We start from the raw sequence: 18455 nt of genomic DNA, 5'->3' as shown, positions 1-18455 counted from the left end.
ATGAACCCTTTCTAATGTGAGTTTCGTCGCTTTTCATTATAGGTCATATGGGACCTTTTTCTATATTCAAAAAGGCTCCATAATTTCCACGGTGTTCTTACCCACTACAGAAATTATAGAGCCTAAAGATGTAGAGGGATGACAAATTAGGTTTGTCTCCCTTTTTCTTAGGATACTATCAGTTTTTCACAGGATAGGATAAGATTTTGCTATGAGAAGGTACTATACTATTAGTAAACAAACTTTCAGGAGGTTATAAAATGGCTGTTAAACTTTATTTGATGCGACATGGACAGACCCTATTTAACTCACAAAAACGTGTTCAAGGTTGGTGTGATTCTCCTTTGACAGAAAAAGGGAAAGAGCAGGCGTTATCAGCTAAAACCTATTTTGAGGAGGCGGGCGTTACCTTTGACTTCGCCTATGCTTCAACACAGGAGCGAGCAAGAGATACGCTAGAGTTGATAACAGATACTCCTTTTGAGCAAGTTAAGGGTTTAAAAGAGATGAGTTTTGGTGTTTTTGAAGCTAGAGAAGAAGAGCTCCTGCCAAAGCATAGACCAGGAAGTCAGTCTTTTGAGGATCTGTTGGTTCCTTATGGTGGTGAGGACATTCGTCAAGTTGGCGACCGTGTAGCAGCTTGTTTGGAAGCTTTACTTGAAAACCATGATGGGGAAACCCTACTAGCTGTTAGTCATGGCGCTGCTATGTGGGGCTTTATCTTGCAGCAAGGTATGGTGCTACCAGATGGCTTTACCTTTGGTAACTGTGCTATCTGTCAAATCCATTGGGACGAGGCTGGCTTTGTGTTAGAAAAAGTCATTAATCCCTTGACTAAGGAAGTTTTTGATTGTTAGCAATATGAACAAAGTATTTGTAATGAAAAAATAGTGTAGTCAGAACATGAGAGAAGGAGTAAGAAAATGACACAAAAAATCATCTTCCTAGATGTGGATGGGACCTTGGTGGATTACCATAATCGTATCCCAGCGTCAGCTGTGACAGCTATTCGTCAGGCGCGTGCCAATGGGCATCGTGTTTATGTCTGTACGGGGCGTAGCCGTGCGGAGATGCAAGAGGAGATTTGGGAGATTGGCATTGATGGGATGATTGGAGGTAACGGCTCTTATGTTGAGGATGACGGCAAGGTTATTTTACACCAGTTAATTGCTAAAAATGAGGCAATCCGTGTTGTAGAGTGGTTGCAAGAAAAAGGGCTAGCTTTTTATCTGGAATCTAATAACGGCTTGTTTGCTTCTGAGGATTTTAGAGAAGCCGCACCAGCTGTTATGGCTGAGTATGTTAATCGCAAGGGAATTGTAGATCCTAAAGAGCAAGAACAAGTAACAACTAACTTTTTAGATCAAATGACCCATGGTGCAGAGCTTTACCGAGATGATCTCAATAAAATTAGTTTTATTCTGTCAAGCTATCAAGATCACCTAGATTCCATTCAAGCTTTTCCAAATCTAGAAGCACATACCTGGGGCGGACGGGGCGAAACAGCTCTCTTTGGTGATTTAGGGGTTAAAGGGATTGATAAGGCACAGGCCGTTGATGCTCTACTAGCCCACTTAGGTGCCGATAGAAGGGATACCATAGCGTTTGGAGATGCTAAGATTGATATTCCCATGCTGGACTATTGTGAGATTGGTGTCGCTATGGGAAATGGTGGCCAAGAAATTCTGGCTATGGCAGATAAGGTTACAGCAGATGTCGAGGATGACGGTCTTTACAAGGCTTTTGTTGATTTAGAGTTAATCTAAATCATAGGATAGTATCAGTTTTTCTTATCATCTGATAAGAAAAGGGTTCCAAAATGATTTATAATATGATTTAAAGAAAGGATAATATCTCATGAAAATTGATCATATTGCCATTTATGCACGAGATTTGGAAGGAATGCGAAATTTCTTTGAAACCTATTTTGGAGCTAGGGCAAATCAGCTCTATCATAATCCTCAGAAAAGGTTTAGATCCTATTTTCTAACCTTTGAAGATCATACGCGTCTTGAAATTATGACAAAGGAGGATGTAGTGGAGCAACCTAGTGCAATCGATCACTTGGGGCTTATTCATTTTGCTTTTAACTTAGGAAGTAAGGAGGCTGTTGATGTCTTAACAAAGAGGTTTCTTGAAGATGGTTATTCAGTTCTGAGTGGACCACGAGTAACGGGTGACGGATACTATGAATCGTGCGTATTAGGATTTGAAAATATTCAAATTGAATTAACAGTATAAAGGAGAACAATAATGTCAGATAAACAATTTCCAGAAGGCTTTCTTTTTGGGGGGGCAACCGCTGCTAACCAATTAGAAGGAGCTTATAACGAAGGTGGTCGTGGTTTAGCTAACGTTGATGTGTCACCAGTTGGTGAAGACCGCATCAAAATTATCACAGGGCAACTCAAACATTTTGATTTTGATGATGAGCATTTTTATCCTGCTAAGGAGGCTATCGATTTTTACCATCGCTATAAGGAAGACATTGCCCTCTTTGCAGAAATGGGCTTTAAAACCTTTCGGATGTCTATCGGCTGGTCACGTATTTTTCCAAAGGGTGATGAGCTAGAGCCAAATGAAGAAGGTCTAGCCTTTTATGAAGATGTTTTCAAAGAGTGTCGAAAATACGATATTGAGCCTTTGGTGACCATTACCCATTTTGACATTCCTATGCACTTGGTGACAGAGTATGGTGGCTGGCGTAATCGCAAAATGCTAGAATTTTATGAACGCCTCTGTCGCACCTTGTTTACGCGCTATAAAGGTTTGGTAAACTATTGGTTAACCTTCAACGAAATCAATATGATTTTACATGCCCCATTTATGGGAGCAGGGCTTTACTTTGAAGAAGGGGAAAACGAAACACAGGTTAAATATCAAGCAGCCCATCACGAATTGGTGGCTTCTGCCATTGCGACAAAATTAGCCCACGAGATTGATCCTGAAAACAAAGTTGGCTGTATGTTAGCAGCAGGACAATATTATCCAAACACTGCCCACCCAAGAGATTACTGGGCAGCCATGCAAGAAGACCGTGAAAATTATTTCTTCATTGACGTTCAGGCGCGCGGTTACTACCCTAACTACGCTAAGAAAAAATGGGAGCGTGAGGGAATCGAACTAGACATCACCGAAGAGGACTTGGCGTTATTAAGAGACTATACGGTTGACTTTGTTTCATTTTCATACTATTCAAGCCGTGTGGCATCAGGTGATCCCGAGGTCACAGAGAAGACAGCAGGCAATATCTTTGCTTCTTTAAAAAACCCTTATCTTGATGCTTCTGAGTGGGGGTGGCAAATCGACCCACTGGGGCTTCGCATTACCCTAAACGCCATCTGGGATCGCTATCAAAAACCAATGTTCATCGTCGAAAATGGTTTGGGAGCTGTTGACACCCCAGATGAAAATGGTTATGTCGAAGACGACTACCGTATCGACTACCTCCGTCAACATATTAAAACCATGCGCGATGCCATTACAGAAGATGGGGTTGAATTACTAGGTTATACCACTTGGGGACCAATTGATCTTGTCTCAGCTGGAACAGGCGAGATGAAAAAACGTTATGGCTTTATCTATGTTGACCGTGACAATGCCGGTAAGGGCACTCTTAAACGCTCTAAGAAAAAATCATTTGACTGGTACAAAAAAGTTATCGCGACAAATGGCGCAGAGCTATAATTGTTAAAAGCTAGGGAAAATCACCCTAGTTTTTTAGTGGACATCTCTAAGGGTTTAACGTAAAATAACAAGAAAGAGGAACTTGATATGAAAGATAACGAACCGTTACGTCAAAAAATTGGTGACTTAGCTTACCAAGTCACCCAACACGCTGCAACAGAACCAGCTTTTACAGGTCGATACAATCAGTTTTTTGAAAAGGGTATCTACGTTGACATTGTCAGTGGTGAGCCACTCTTTTCATCCCTTGATAAGTATCAATCCGGCTGTGGTTGGCCAGCATTTACAAAACCCATAGACAATCGTCTAGTCACCTATCACGATGATTTCTCCTACCATATGCGTCGAATTGAAGTAAAAAGCCAGAAAGTCGGCTCACATCTAGGGCATGTTTTTAACGATGGTCCGATAGAGACAGGGGGGTTACGCTATTGCATCAATTCGGCAGCTCTGCGTTTTATTGCTTATCAAGATTTGGATAAAGAGGGCTATGGGCGTTGGAAGGAGCTTTTTAAGGAGTAGATAATGACATTTATTGAAGAGATGCGACAAACAATGGCGGCATCAGACCGTCGAAGAGATAAAGACCTCATGATTCCCAAAGATATTGAACAGCATAGAGATATCCTTTATGGTAGCGATAAGCAGTGGCAAATTCTTGATCTGTATCGCCCATTAGAAACCAAAGATAAAGAACTTCCTGTGATTATTAATGTTCATGGAGGTGGCTGGGTTTATGGAGATAAGGAGCTTTATCAGTATTATGGCATGAATTTAGCACAGCGGGGCTTTGCTGTTATCAATTTTAGTTACCGATTAGCACCAGAACATCGTTTTCCAGCACAGTTGGAGGACATTAATCTTGTGTTTCATTGGTTATTAAAAAATGCCTCCAATTATCAGTTGAATACAAATAATCTATTTGCAGTGGGTGATTCAGCAGGAGCTCATCTCTTGAGTCTTTACGTTACCTACCTTAACAGTCAAGCTTATAACCGATTTTACGCTTTTGATAAACCTGAACAGCTAGCGTTAAAGGCGATTGCTTTAAATGCTGGGATTTATCAATTTGATTTAAAAGAAACTAAGCAAGATAAGCAGACTAAAAAGTTGCTTCATGCCTTTTTGTCGTCAAAGCATTATTATCGCGACCTGAAAAAAATTTCTGTTTTAGATAAGATCAAGCTGAATTTCCCGCCTACTTTTATTACAACCTCTGTGGCTGATTTTCTCAGATCCGAAAGCCTCCTGTTGGCAGCTACCTTAACCGAAAAAGAAATTGAGCACAGTTATCATTTATACGGTAGTAAAGAAAATCAACTCAAACATGTCTTTCACCTCAATATCTTAGATCAAAGCGCCATCACCTGTAATGATGATACCATAGCCTTCTTTAAAAAATATATGGATTAGAAAAGTAAAAGTACCTTCACTTACGAATAAAAGAGTGGAGGTACTTTTTTATGTATAATATTACATTTCCTAAAACAAGTCTAATGCCAAGAGAAAAACTCGCCTTACGAGGACCAGAGCAACTCAGTACACAAGAGTTGCTTGCTATTTGTTTAAGAACAGGTACAAAAAAAGAATCAGTTGCCAGTATTTCTCAGAAAATACTCGATAAGATTGACCATTTGGGACAATTGCGCCAGCTTTCTTTACAGGAACTTCAAGCTATCAAAGGTATCGGACCCGTTAAGGCAATCGAACTTAAAGCCATGCTTGAGTTGGCAAAACGGATCCAAGAAGCAGAAGTCGAAGAAAATGATCGCATTTTAGGGAGTCAGATGCTAGCTGAGAAGCTAATGATTGAATTAGGGGAATTAAAACAGGAGCATGTTCTTGGTTTTTATCTAGACACTCAAAATCGAATCATTGAACAACGTCTTCTTTTTATCGGATCTGTCAGACGCTCTATTGTGGAAATCAGGGAGGTATTACATTACGCTTGTAAAAATATGGCAACCTCTTTGATTATCGTTCATAACCATCCCTCAGGTGCTATCCAACCTAGCTTTCAAGATGAAGAATTTACAAAAAAACTCAAGCGATCTTGTGAGGACATGGGAATTGTGCTTTTAGACCACTTGATTATTGGGAAAAAGAACTATTATAGCTTTCGAGAAGAAACGGATTATTGTAGTTAGCTTAAAACTCATTGACAATAAAGTCAAACAAGCTACGATCTTCCTCTCTGCTTTCATGGAGCAACTCTGGATGCCATTGAACACCCAAAAATCGAATATCAGGATGGATAGATTCAACAGCTTCAATGGTATCATCTTTAGGGTCGTAAGCAACCACCCTTAACAAAGGAGATAATTCCTTAATACTCTGATGATGAAAGGAGTTAATCTGGCTAGATTTTCCATAAATCGGAAGAAGGACACTATCATCTGACACAATCATTTGCTGACTAAGGTAATCAGATGGTGCATCTTGCCAATGGTTTTCGATATCTTGATTTAACGAACCAGCCAAGGCGATATTCATCAATTGCGTTCCGCGGCAGACAGAAAAAATCGGCTTTCTTTGTTTAATAGCTTCATCTACTAAGGCAAATTCAAATAAATCACGATCACGATGAAAATCATCATCGCTAGTATCTTTTTCTTCGCCATAAAAAACAAGATCTACATTTTGTCCACCTGTTAAAATCAGTTTATCCACCATAGAAATATAGTCTTTAGCGCATTTGGGATCACCAACAGGGATAATAAGCGGGACACCACCTGAGGCTTGAACAGCTTGGACATAATTAGTAGGAGTATAAGACCACATAATATCGGGATACTTATAATTTGGTCTTTCATTACCTGATATTCCAATAATAGGTTTTGACATAATGGCTCCTTAATCTTGATTCATAAAATATAGTAGGGTTTGCAGTTGACTGGTTAAGTCAACATATTGCACAACCACATGTCGAGGAACTGATAGATGAACAGGTGAGAAACACAGTATTCCTTGGATACCAGCCTCGACTAAAATATCAGCAACTTCTTGAGCTTTGAGACTAGGGACTGTAAGAATAGCAGTAGTAATCTCATCTTTTGCAAGATGGTCTTTGATGGTTGAAATGGCATAAATTGGAATACCATCAGGAGACTTTGTGCCAACTAGCTCATTATCATCAGTATCAAATGCCATGGTAATTTTCATCTTATTACGCTCATGAAAACGGTAATGAAGCAGAGCTTTTCCAATATTTCCCACGCCAATCAGTGCAACATTGGTTAAGGAGTGGTCATTTAAAATATCAGCAAAAAAATTCATCAGCTTTTTGACATCATAGCCAAAACCACGACGACCAAGTTCTCCAAAATAAGAAAAGTCTCGTCGAACTGTCGCTGAGTCAATCCCAATTGCTTCTGCAATTTGTTTTGAATTGGCTTTTTCAATATTTTCTGCATTAAAACGCTTAAAAGCACGATAATAAAGCGACAGACGTTTGGCAGTGGCTTTTGGGATATTTCTTTCTAATAAGCTCATATAAATAACCTCCTCATACCTTCATTTACCATTGTAACAGAAAGTTTGTGAAAATAACAACAATTTTTGATAATATAAAACCATCAGATGTTCTTGATACCCCTATCTAGAAGTCAAAAAGTGACTTAGATACAAGTACTAGAATAACCATAGTGAGGATTAGTAAAAATTCACCTCCAAACTAAGTTCGTTAGTGGAGGTGCGACAATCAGTGTTATGATACAATTTTTGTCTCTATTTACATTTCTTTTTGAAGTTTGATCAATGTAATCTGTTCAATAAAAAAGAGATCTCAACGCAGTTGATAAAACATAGTCTGTTTAATTCGATATCAAACAAAAATCCTTAGAAATACTGCTTTCTAAGGATTTTATGTCTGTTAACTTAACTCTATTCCCACTCAACAGTTGCTGGTGGCTTACTTGTGATATCATAGACGATACGGTTAACGTGATCAACTTCGTTTACGATACGAACTGAGATTTTTTGTAGGACATCCCATGGAATACGAGCAAAATCAGCTGTCATACCATCGATAGAAGTAATGGCACGGATAGCGATAGTATAATCATAGGTACGACCATCTCCCATAACGCCAACGGAACGTACACCGGTATTAACTGTGAAGTATTGCCAGATGTCACGATCAAGACCTGCTTTTGCAATTTCTTCACGCAAGATAGCATCAGATTCACGAACGGTCTCTAGTTTTTCTTCTGTAATTTCTCCCATTACGCGAATGGCAAGCCCTGGACCAGGGAAAGGTTGGCGCCAAACGATTTCATCAGGCATTCCAAGTTCTGTTCCTAAAGCACGAACCTCATCTTTAAACAGTGTATTTAATGGTTCAATCAATTTAAACTGCATATCTTCAGGAAGTCCACCCACGTTATGGTGAGATTTAATGGTTTGAGCAGTCTCTGTTCCAGACTCAATAATGTCTGTGTAAAGGGTTCCTTGTGCTAAGAAAGCAACATCTTCTAATTTACTAGCTTCATCATCGAAAACATAAACGAACTCATTACCGATGATTTTACGTTTTTTCTCAGGATCTGAAACTCCAGCGAGTTTGTCAAGGAAACGTTTTGCAGCATCTGCTTTAACAATGTTCAAGCCAAACTTACCACCAAGCATTTCCATAACTTGATCAGCTTCCCCCTTACGAAGAAGACCATGATCAACAAAGATACAAATCAATTGATCTCCAATTGCTTTTTGAAGAAGAACACCTACGACGGAAGAGTCAACTCCACCTGACAGACCAAGAAGAACTTTTTTGTCACCTACAGTTTCACGAATTTTTTTGATTTCCATCTCAATGAAATTATCCATTGACCAGTCACCTTTTGCTCCACAGATATTAAGAGCGAAATTACGTAAAATATCTGTTCCGTATTCAGAATGACGTACTTCTGGGTGGAACTGAATACCGTAGATACGTTTTTCAGCGTTTTCAATTGCTGCGAATGGACAATCAGCAGAAGTACCAGTACGGACAAATCCTTCTGGGATTTCTGTGACAGCATCACCGTGGCTCATTAAGACAATTTGCTGTTCAGGAGTCGTAGCAAATAGTTCAGAGTCGGTAGTGTGAGTGAGTGGTGATTGCCCATATTCACGATTTCCAGCATCACTAGCAGGAACAACCTTGCCACCCAGTTTGTGAGTAAGTAATTGCATGCCGTAGCAGATTCCTAAAATAGGAATTCCTAACTCAAAGATTTCAGGATCAATATCAAACGAGCCTTCTTCATAGACTGAATTAGGTCCTCCTGAAAGAATAATCCCTACCGGATTAATTTCGCGTACCTCACTTGCTGTGATTTTATGGCTTTTAAGTTCAGAAAAAACCCCAATTTCACGGATACGACGAGAAATCAATTGATTGTATTGACTCCCATAATCCAGTACGATGATTTTTTGCATGTCATTAAAGTCTGTCATCATGTCCCTTTCCTAAATAAAATTATTTATCTTCCTCATTCTATCACAAAGCTACAGTAAATACAATTAAAGATATAGAGTTATATTGAAAATACGAGGAGATAAGTCGGCCTCAGTTGAGCCTGTCTTTGCCATATTTAAAAAAATTTGATACTATTAGATGAAACTAGAAGGAGAGAGTATGTTACCTGCATATATTCGTATTCATGATGCTATCAAACAGGATATTGAGCAAGGCATCTGGAAAATTGGTCAACGTTTACCTAGTGAACGAAATTTATCTGAGAATTTTGAAGTAAGCCGTATGACTTTGCGGCAAGCTATCACATTATTAGTCGACGAAGGTATTTTAGAACGCCGTATTGGCTCTGGAACCTTTGTTGCCAGCAGACGTGTCCAAGAAAAGATGAGAGGGACAACTAGCTTCACTGAAATTGTGAAATCACAAGGCAAACTGCCATCAAGTAAGTTAATTTCTTATATTAAAACACAGCCTAGCAACCAAGAGATGCAACAATTACAACTCAGTCCTCGAGAATCTATCATTAGAATGGAACGTGTTCGTTATGCAGATCAGATTCCCGTAGTATATGAAATTGCTGCAATTCCAGAGAAAATGATAAAAAATTTTAGAAAGGAAGAGATTACAGAACATTTTTTTCAGACCCTCGTCAAAAATGGCTACGAGATTGGGAAAAGTCAACAAACAATCTCAGCTAAAATTGCTGAAAAAGAAGTAGCAGCCTACCTTGATATTGATGAGGGAAAGGCTCTCCTTGCTCTGACACAAGTTTCTTACTTTACAGATGGACAACCGTTTGAATTTGTTCGTAGCCAGTATGTTGGTGATCGATTCGAGTTTTATCTTGAGAACAATTGAATGATAAAGAAAAAACGAGTAAGACTCGTTTTTTTCTTTATCGAACAACCTTTGCAGAACCCACAACGACATATATTTTGAGGTGACTATCTTCTTCTAAGGGAAAATCAATGTAAATATCATCGTATATTGGATTGATAGAGACTAATTTTAAGCCATATTTATCGCTATAAATTTTTTTGATATAGGTTTCATCGTCATAAGCTATTGCGCAAACTTGCCCAGTATATGTGGTAAGTCCTTTATCTGTTAGGAAAACGACATCGCCATCACAATAATCAGGGGACATACTATCCCCGCTCACAATACTTGCTAAATCACAACTTGGAGGTTTAATTTGAACTTGTACCGTTTGCGTTTCATAATCGTCATAAGAATACCCTCTTCCAGCAGAAAGTTTCGTTACGGTTTGGACATCGTATAATCGACTCGGTAATGAAATAATCTTTTCTTCACTTTTTATTCGTAGGGTATTAGCGTAAGATAGAACTTTTTCTTGATCATTATGGTTTAAATGATTTAGGGTTTTCATAATGTCCTCCGTGATATCGCTATGCGGTGTGGATTTATATGCCGTGTCAATATCTGACACATGTACCGAAAAAACTTGGGCTAAAGCTTGTAATACAGTAAATGAAGGAGTGCTACGTAAGTGGATATAATCCGACAGTGTACTGGGTTTGATTCCTACTTTTTCTGCTAGAGCTTTTTGTGTCAGCTTGGCTTTTTTTCGATAAAATGAAATATTTTTAGCAATTTCAGTCATACGCTCATTTTGCTTCATATTTTTATTATAAATTATTCTCAACCAATTTTCAATAAAAATACGAAAAAAACGTATTTTAAAAATAGATGATTGTTTAAATATAGCGTCAAAAGGCTTTTTTTGATATAATATTCCTTATGGAAATTGAAAAAACCAATCGTATGAATGCGCTTTTTGAGTTTTATGCAGCTTTATTAACTGATAAACAGATGAACTATATCGAGTTGTATTATGCAGATGATTATAGTTTGGCTGAAATTGCTGAAGAATTTAACGTATCGCGACAAGCGGTCTATGATAATATCAAGCGAACAGAAAAAATTTTAGAAGATTATGAGATGAAACTACATATGTACTCAGATTACATTGTTCGTAGTCAAATTTTTGACGAGATTGCTGAGCGTTATACAGGCGATTCGTATTTGCAAGAAAAACTCACCCTCCTAACGAGTATTGATAATAAAGATTGATGGAAAAGGAAGAAAAATATTATGGCTTTTGAAAGTTTAACAGAACGCTTACAAGGTGTCTTTAAAAACCTTCGTGGAAAGAAAAACTTATCTGAAAAAGATGTTCAAGAGGTCACAAAAGAAATCCGCTTAGCTCTGCTTGAAGCTGACGTTGCTTTGCCTGTTGTTAAAGATTTTATCAAACGTGTTCGTGAACGTGCTGTTGGACATGAAGTGATTGATACCCTTAATCCTAGTCAGCAAATCGTGAAAATCGTTAATGAAGAGTTAACGACAGTTTTAGGGGCTGAGACATCCGAAATTAACAAATCACCTAAAATTCCAACCATTATTATGATGGTTGGTTTACAGGGGGCTGGTAAGACAACTTTTGCAGGAAAATTAGCAAATAAGCTAATCAAAGAAGAAAATGCCCGTCCTCTAATGATTGCAGCTGATATTTATCGCCCTGCAGCTATTGATCAGTTAAAGACTTTAGGTCAGCAAATTAATGTTCCTGTATTTGATATGGGGACAGAGCATTCAGCAGTTGAGATTGTAGCAGCAGGTTTAGCTCAGGCACGTGAAAATCGTAACGATTATGTTTTGATTGATACAGCTGGACGCTTACAAATTGATGAGAAGTTGATGGAAGAGTTACGTGATATTAAAGCACTAGCTCAACCAGATGAAATTCTTCTTGTTATAGATAGCATGATTGGACAAGAGGCGGCTAATGTAGCAGCTGAGTTTAATCAACAGTTAGCTATTACAGGGGTTATTTTGACGAAAATTGATGGTGATACACGAGGGGGAGCTGCACTATCTGTTCGTCAAATCACCGGTCAACCTATTAAGTTTACAGGTACAGGTGAGAAAATTACGGATATTGAGACTTTCCATCCTGATCGCATGGCTAGCCGTATCTTAGGGATGGGGGATTTACTGACCCTAATTGAAAAAGCATCACAAGAATATGACGAGAAAAAATCATTAGAACTCGCCGAAAAGATGCGTGAGAACACCTTTGATTTCAATGATTTTATTGACCAGCTAGATCAGGTACAAAATATGGGGCCTATGGAAGATCTTCTAAAAATGCTACCTGGAATGGCAGGAAATCCAGCTCTTGCCAATCTCAAAGTGGACGAAAAAGAAATCGCCAGAAAACGTGCTATCGTTTCCTCTATGACACCTGCTGAACGTGAAAATCCAGATTTGTTAACCCCTAGTCGGCGCCGCCGTATTGCAAGTGGTTCTGGCAATAGCTTTGTAGAGGTGAATAAATTTATAAAAGACTTTAATCAAGCAAAACAAATGATGCAAGGTGTCATGTCTGGAGACATGAATAAAATGATGAAACAAATGGGAATTAACCCTAATAATCTTCCTAAAAATATGCCTGATATGAGTGGTATGGACATGTCTGCTTTGGAAGGTATGATGGGGGCTCAGGGAGGTATGCCTGATTTATCATCTTTAGGTGGAGATATGGATATGAGTCAACTCTTTGGAGGTGGCTTAAAAGGTCGAGTGGGGCAGTTTGCGATGAAACAAGCCATGAAACGCCAAGCGAATAAGATTAAGAAAGCTAAGAAAAAGCGTAAATAAACAAATAACATAAAAATACGGTTTTCAGAAAACATATTTTCATGTTTTATACAGTTTTTTAGCAAAAATTTATGCTATAATTAGTCTGAATTTGAGGAATTACTCATGACTAAATATAAAAACTATAAAAATAAATTGAAAAAATGCATGTGACAAGAAAATGGTTACATGCATTTTCTTCATGCGTATGGCGTGTGAACATTTATAGTCATCTTGACCAATTTTTATTTGATATGTTATAATCAAAAAATATGGAGATTAAAGGAGATTAGGATGATAAGACAGTTTTTACCACGTCAGCATGTCAAAAGTGTTTTCTCGATTGATTATAAAAACATTTATCAAAAAGGATTTAGAGCTATTCTTTTTGATATTGATGCTACTCTGGTTCCGCACGGGTGTGATGTCACACCAGAGGTGGAATCTTTACTTCAATATATTCAATCTATTGGCTTTAAAGTTTTATTGATTTCTAATAACTCTGATGAGCGGATTAGAATGTTTACCAGAAATGTTGCTGTTCCTTATATCCCCTTAGCTAATAAACCACACCCTGAAGCTTATTTAAAAGCCTTGACGGTTCTAGGCGTCGAAAAAGATAAGACTCTGGTTATTGGCGATCAAATTTTTACAGATGTATTAGGAGCTAATCGGGCGGGGCTTGATAGTGTTATTGTGAATTTTTTGCCTCAAAAAAATGAGACTAAATTAGGAAAAAAAAGACGGGTAGAAAAGATCCTATTACAACTTTATCGTTTGTTTGGATTATATGATCAGCAAACCTTTGGAGAGATTGAAAAGAGAGAAGTCTAATGGTAGTAAACAACGTTGTTAAGTTTTTTAGAAAAGAAATTTTATTTTGTGATATACACCCTATCTGTTATGAGATTTCAACACAGAAAGAAATCTTCAAGCGCCATATTCAAAACATGCAGAGTAAAGAGAGTTTTGCAGATAGCTATCAGGAGCAAGCTTTACCTAATTTGGTTTCAAGTTCTCAATCTGGCTTGATTAAGCGTGGAAAAGGGATTGATCCTATTTTACAAGAAAATAAAGCAGTCAATATTAGACTAGCTGGTGAAAAAATAAACGGTATTATCATTAAACCAGGTCAAGTTTTTTCTTTTTGGAAATTAGTAGGAAAAATTTCAGAAAAAAATGGGTATAAAGATGGTAGAGTTATTATCGGAGATAAGATAGAAGCAGGTATGGGAGGGGGATTGTGTAATTTAGCGAATACCTTACACCTCTTGATTCTTCATAGCCCTATGGATGTTATTGAGTTTCATAGTCATTCGGATGCTTTGGCTCCTGATGGAGAAAAACGGATTCCTTTTGCAACTGGGACATCTATTGGCTATAATTATGCGGATTATCGCTTTAAAAATAATACTGATCAAGATGTCCAGATTTTAATTTGGTGTGATGAGGATCATTTATATGGAGAGTTACGTAGTCAAGTTCCTTTCCCTTGGACCTATCGATTAGTCGAAGAAGATCATCATTTTTAAATTTATGTAAAAATTGGGGGTATCACTATGTCCGAAAATATAGTTTCAGGTATCAAATTAACTAGAAAAATGTACTTTTGAAAAAATTTCCAGTTTTGTCGTTAATAAAGTACATTTTTATGGAAAAATGAGAGTATCTAGAAATTCCAGTTTAACCTTGAATTATGTACATTTTTAGCTGATTTTTCCTAAAAAATTTTTTTTGGTTATTATTTTATATATTTTTATACATCTTTCCGAAAAACTGTAATTTTCTTGAAAAATATAGATAGGTCTGTTATACTACTGATATAGATAATTGGAAAAATTTTTAGATGATTTTTGTACTTTTCAAACTAGAAAGACTAAAAATTTTATTTTTTAAAACAATCTTCTTTGGGAATTGTTGCTAAAATCAAATATGATGTGATATTAAGGAGACTCTTATGCGCCGTGAATTGCTACTTGAAAAAATTGAAGACTTAAAAACTCTCATGCCTTGGTATGTTTTAGATTATTATCAATCAAAATTATCGGTTCCTTATAGTTTTACCACTTTATATGAATATCTAAAGGAATATCGCCGTTTTTTTGAATGGTTAATTGAGTCGGGTATTTCGAATTCTGAAACTTTAAAAGAAATTCCATTAGAAACCTTGGAAAATTTAAGTAAAAAGGATATGGAATCTTTTGTGCTCTATCTTCGTGAACGGCCGTTATTAAATGCAAATACAACTAAGACTGGTGTTTCACAAACAACTGTTAATCGAACTTTGTCAGCTCTCTCCAGTTTGTACAAATATCTGACTGAGGAGGTAGAAAATGATCAAGGTGAGCCTTATTTTTACCGTAATGTTATGAAAAAAGTTTCTACAAAAAAGAAAAAAGAAACTTTATCAGCCAGAGCTGAGAATATTAAACAAAAACTTTTTTTAGGTGATGAGACGATGGAGTTTTTAGATTATGTAGATAATGAATACTCTAGCAAACTATCAAAACGTGCCTTATCTTCTTTTTTAAAAAATAAGGAACGTGATTTAGCGATTATCGCCTTGCTTTTAGCTTCTGGTGTGCGCTTATCAGAGGCTGTTAATTTAGATTTGCGTGATGTTAACCTTAACATGATGATAATAGAGGTAACTCGTAAAGGTGGGAAACGTGATGCTGTTAATATTGCAGGGTTTGCTAAACCTTATCTTGAAAATTACATGGCAATTCGTCAGCAACGTTACAAAGCAGAAAAAACAGATGTGGCCTTTTTTCTCAGTGAGTACCGTGGCATCCCCAATCGTATGGATGGTTCAAGCATTGAAAAAATGGTTGCTAAATACTCTGCTGGCTTTAAGATTAGGGTAACCCCTCATAAATTACGTCATACTTTGGCAACGAGGCTTTATGATGCTACGAAATCACAAGTGTTGGTAAGTCACCAACTGGGACATGCTAGTACTCAGGTTACAGATCTTTACACGCATATTGTTAATGATGAACAAAAAAATGCTTTAGATAAATTATAGTTGCTAGTCTTCTTCTACTTTCCTACTTCTGCTATTTTCAAACTTTTTCATGAAGAGAAATACATGGTATTTGGTATAATGATGATGGTACAAGATACAGGAGGTGTTTTGATGAAATCTACTGGGATAAAAAAAGCGGGGAAGACGATAGGAACCATAGGGAGTATTTTTTCTGTTCTGGATACGGTTAAAATGGTCGAGGAGGTTTCAAAACATAGTACTCCTTTAATTGATAAAGCTATCGAGAGACACTATGCTAGTAAAAAAGATCGTATTTTTCTTTCCGATGTTGTGCATATGTCGATTGATAAGGCAAAAGACCATTTAGAAGGACTAGGTTTAGTTGTTGCAATCCTTCCTGCAAAGCAGAGTCAGTTAAAGAAAGATATTCGACTAGATGAAGTTGTTCACATGGTTCCAAAGCCAGGATTTGTTTCTAAAGGCAGTTTAGTAAAACTTTATGTTGTAACAGCTGAACAAACTTTGACGGGCGAATCTTCTTCTCTTCCCAATCTTAAAGGGATGTTTTTGGAAGAAGCTGCTTCTCTTTTGGAAGAAAGTGGCTTTAAAGTAGCACGTATTCCGTTAAAAGCGGATAGAAAGTATTACAAAGAGGAGAGTTATCGTGTTATTTCAAGTGATCCAAAGAATAGACTTTTCTCTCAATCTCCGAGACTCGGAGTTATCATTCGCTTATTTTATTTAGATGATTCGACTTTACAAGAATCTCGTCATTTAGAACAACTTTATCAAGATAAAGTCCAACAACAAAAACAAACCGTTATCCATTCCCTCAATCGTGTCAAGGGGCATCCTCGAGATACGATTCATCATGCCCGAAAGCTATCTCAAGTAACTTGGAGACGGGTTAAGATTCTTTTCAGACGCTAATGTGATAGTGTTGATTGAGTTATAGAAAAAGCATCAAGAGATGCTTTTTTAATAATTTATAAAAGTTGAGAGATCAGATAAAGCTCGTTCAGCTATCTTTTCATAACGTTCTTTTTTATCACGAATGCGGGGTCCATCCAATTCTTTAATGATACCAAAATTGACATTCATAGGTTGGAAGTGCTTGCTATCAGCGTGAGTTACATAGTAAGGAAGACTTCCAATAGCTGTAGTATGAGGGAAGACAACCTCATCTTCTCCTTTAAAAAGTTTGGCGGCGTTGATACCTGCAACAAGCCCTGATGCAGCAGATTCAACATAACCTTCTACTCCTGTCATTTGTCCTGCAAAAAACAAGTTAGGATTATGACGTGATTGGAAGGTTTGTGTCAGCAAATTTGGTGAGTCCATATAAGAATTGCGATGCATGACACCATAGCGAACAAATTCAGCATTCTCAAGCCCCGGAATCATCTGAAAGACACGTTTTTGCTCTCCCCATTTCAAATGAGTTTGAAATCCAACAATATTATAGAGACTTCCAGCAGCGTTATCTTGACGAAGTTGAACAACAGCATAAGGTGTTTTAAAGTCTCCGTCACGTTGACCCTTATAATCATCAGGGTATTCTAAACCAACTGGTTTCATAGGGCCATAAAGCATGGTCTTGATGCCACGCTTTGCCATAACCTCAATTGGCATACAACCTTCAAAATATTTCTCTTTTTCAAAACTATTAAGCGGAGCTTCTTCAGCATTGGTTAGCGCATCATGAAAAGTCAAAAATTCCTCTTTAGTCATAGGGCAATTGAGGTAGGCAGCTTCTCCTTTGTCATAACGTGATTTAAGGTAAACCTTATCCATATCAATAGTTGATTTATCGATAATAGGAGCTGCGGCATCATAGAAGTAAAATCCTGCACCACCATTAAGAGTATGAATTTTTTCAGCTAAGGCATCTGATGTTAAAGGTCCTGTAGCAATGACTGTGATAGTATCATTTGGGATTTCAGTGATTTCATCACGAATGACTTCAATGAGAGGGTGCTGTGTTACTTCTTGGGTAACCAGTTGTGAAAAACCTTCTCGATCAACTGCTAAGGCACCACCAGCTGGTACACGAGTTGCCTCAGCAGCTTTCATAATAACTGAATCTAGACGTCGCATTTCCTCTTTTAAAAGACCTACAGCATTGGTTAAACTATCTCCACGAAGGGAGTTTGAACAAACCAATTCAGCAAAATCAGTTGTTTTGTGCTGAGGTGTTGACTTGACACCACGCATTTCATACAATTTCACTGGAATGCCACGTTTGGCAATCTGATAAGCCGCCTCGGACCCTGCTAAACCAGCTCCGATAACATTGATATAATCTGCTTTTTTAATCGATTGAGACACTCACTAATACCTCTTTGGGAGCTTACTCCCACAAATCTTTCTAACTAATTATTGAACATCTATTATAACAGAAAATCAAAACTCAAGCAAAATACTTCATCTATTATTTACATAATTTTTGTTATGTAGATGATTTTTAAAAAAATAGAGAAGATCCTAATGATCTCCTCTAGGTGTAGATTGGTATGTTCTATTTTACTTTTTCGGCTCTATAATTTCTGTAGTGGGTAAGAACACCGTGGAAATTATGGAGCCTTTTTGAATATAGAAAAAGGTCCCATATGACCTATAATGAAAAGCGACGAAACTCACATTAGAAAGGGTTCATAT

19 protein-coding genes are annotated in these 18455 nt (G+C 37.4%); 14 read left to right on the top strand and 5 right to left on the bottom strand.

The window, feature by feature from the left end; all coding sequences use genetic code 11:
• Positions 1–260 precede the first annotated feature (260 nt).
• The 7 genes from ACVRWY_RS08485 (at position 261) to radC (ending at position 5834) form a co-directional block, all read left to right on the top strand.
• Positions 261–857 carry a histidine phosphatase family protein gene (locus ACVRWY_RS08485; RefSeq protein WP_354369761.1) on the top strand — a complete coding sequence of 199 codons (597 nt, stop codon included), beginning with the start codon at positions 261–263 and terminating at the stop codon, positions 855–857.
• A 66-nt stretch (positions 858–923) separates the two neighbouring features.
• On the top strand, positions 924–1766 hold the full coding sequence (locus ACVRWY_RS08480; protein WP_354369762.1) for a Cof-type HAD-IIB family hydrolase: 843 nt from the start codon (positions 924–926) through the stop codon (positions 1764–1766).
• A 91-nt stretch (positions 1767–1857) separates the two neighbouring features.
• On the top strand, positions 1858–2241 hold the full coding sequence (locus ACVRWY_RS08475) for a VOC family protein (RefSeq protein WP_354369763.1): 384 nt from the start codon (positions 1858–1860) through the stop codon (positions 2239–2241).
• 12 nt (positions 2242–2253) lie between these two features.
• Entirely contained in the window at positions 2254–3687 is a 1434-nt protein-coding gene (locus ACVRWY_RS08470) for a 6-phospho-beta-glucosidase (protein WP_354369764.1), read from the top strand.
• A gap of 87 nt (positions 3688–3774) precedes the next feature.
• Positions 3775–4209: a peptide-methionine (R)-S-oxide reductase MsrB gene (msrB, locus tag ACVRWY_RS08465; protein WP_354369765.1), complete on the top strand. Its 435-nt coding sequence runs from the start codon at positions 3775–3777 to the stop codon at positions 4207–4209.
• A gap of 3 nt (positions 4210–4212) precedes the next feature.
• Positions 4213–5100 (top strand): alpha/beta hydrolase, encoded by an 888-nt coding sequence (locus ACVRWY_RS08460; protein ID WP_354369766.1) that lies wholly within the window; start codon positions 4213–4215, stop codon positions 5098–5100.
• A gap of 50 nt (positions 5101–5150) precedes the next feature.
• On the top strand, positions 5151–5834 hold the full coding sequence (gene radC / locus ACVRWY_RS08455) for a RadC family protein (protein WP_354369767.1): 684 nt from the start codon (positions 5151–5153) through the stop codon (positions 5832–5834).
• 1 nt (position 5835) lies between these two features.
• Here the strand turns inward: radC and ACVRWY_RS08450 are convergent, their stop codons facing one another.
• The 3 genes from ACVRWY_RS08450 to guaA all read right to left on the bottom strand — a co-directional run bounded on the left by ACVRWY_RS08450 (position 5836) and on the right by guaA (position 9126).
• On the bottom strand, positions 5836–6531 hold the full coding sequence (locus ACVRWY_RS08450; RefSeq protein ID WP_354369768.1) for a gamma-glutamyl-gamma-aminobutyrate hydrolase family protein: 696 nt from the start codon (positions 6529–6531) through the stop codon (positions 5836–5838).
• Between the two features lie 9 nt (positions 6532–6540).
• Positions 6541–7179: a redox-sensing transcriptional repressor Rex gene (locus ACVRWY_RS08445; RefSeq protein WP_354369769.1), complete on the bottom strand. Its 639-nt coding sequence runs from the start codon at positions 7177–7179 to the stop codon at positions 6541–6543.
• Positions 7180–7569: 390 nt separating this feature from the next.
• Entirely contained in the window at positions 7570–9126 is a 1557-nt protein-coding gene (guaA, locus tag ACVRWY_RS08440; RefSeq protein WP_354369770.1) for a glutamine-hydrolyzing GMP synthase, read from the bottom strand.
• Between the two features lie 178 nt (positions 9127–9304).
• Between guaA and ACVRWY_RS08435 the strand changes: the two genes are divergently transcribed.
• On the top strand, positions 9305–10003 hold the full coding sequence (locus ACVRWY_RS08435) for a GntR family transcriptional regulator (RefSeq protein WP_354369771.1): 699 nt from the start codon (positions 9305–9307) through the stop codon (positions 10001–10003).
• Positions 10004–10040: 37 nt separating this feature from the next.
• Here the strand turns inward: ACVRWY_RS08435 and ACVRWY_RS08430 are convergent, their stop codons facing one another.
• Entirely contained in the window at positions 10041–10769 is a 729-nt protein-coding gene (locus tag ACVRWY_RS08430; protein WP_354369772.1) for a LexA family transcriptional regulator, read from the bottom strand.
• Positions 10770–10906: 137 nt separating this feature from the next.
• Between ACVRWY_RS08430 and ACVRWY_RS08425 the strand changes: the two genes are divergently transcribed.
• The 6 genes from ACVRWY_RS08425 to ACVRWY_RS08400 all read left to right on the top strand — a co-directional run bounded on the left by ACVRWY_RS08425 (position 10907) and on the right by ACVRWY_RS08400 (position 16727).
• Positions 10907–11239, top strand: coding sequence for a putative DNA-binding protein (locus tag ACVRWY_RS08425; protein WP_354369773.1), 333 nt, complete (start codon positions 10907–10909; stop codon positions 11237–11239).
• Between the two features lie 21 nt (positions 11240–11260).
• The gene (gene ffh / locus ACVRWY_RS08420; protein ID WP_354369774.1) at positions 11261–12829 is read left to right on the top strand and encodes a signal recognition particle protein; all 1569 of its coding nucleotides are present in this window, start codon (positions 11261–11263) and stop codon (positions 12827–12829) included.
• A gap of 273 nt (positions 12830–13102) precedes the next feature.
• Entirely contained in the window at positions 13103–13642 is a 540-nt protein-coding gene (locus ACVRWY_RS08415) for a YqeG family HAD IIIA-type phosphatase (RefSeq protein WP_354369775.1), read from the top strand.
• Entirely contained in the window at positions 13642–14340 is a 699-nt protein-coding gene (locus ACVRWY_RS08410; RefSeq protein ID WP_354369776.1) for a VanW family protein, read from the top strand. The genes ACVRWY_RS08415 and ACVRWY_RS08410 overlap by 1 nt, the downstream gene beginning before the upstream one ends.
• A 425-nt stretch (positions 14341–14765) precedes the next feature.
• On the top strand, positions 14766–15836 hold the full coding sequence (gene xerS, locus ACVRWY_RS08405; protein ID WP_354369777.1) for a tyrosine recombinase XerS: 1071 nt from the start codon (positions 14766–14768) through the stop codon (positions 15834–15836).
• Between the two features lie 63 nt (positions 15837–15899).
• On the top strand, positions 15900–16727 hold the full coding sequence (locus ACVRWY_RS08400) for a PASTA domain-containing protein (RefSeq protein ID WP_354369778.1): 828 nt from the start codon (positions 15900–15902) through the stop codon (positions 16725–16727).
• Between the two features lie 48 nt (positions 16728–16775).
• Here ACVRWY_RS08400 and trmFO read toward each other — a convergent pair whose 3' ends face one another.
• The gene (trmFO, locus tag ACVRWY_RS08395; protein ID WP_354369779.1) at positions 16776–18125 is read right to left on the bottom strand and encodes a methylenetetrahydrofolate--tRNA-(uracil(54)-C(5))-methyltransferase (FADH(2)-oxidizing) TrmFO; all 1350 of its coding nucleotides are present in this window, start codon (positions 18123–18125) and stop codon (positions 16776–16778) included.
• Between the last annotated feature and the right edge of the window lie 330 nt (positions 18126–18455).

The organism is Streptococcus porcorum (genome assembly GCF_053203725.1).
The sequence above is the reverse complement of the archived record's forward strand: the minus strand, read 5'-3'. Positions and strand labels throughout refer to the sequence as shown.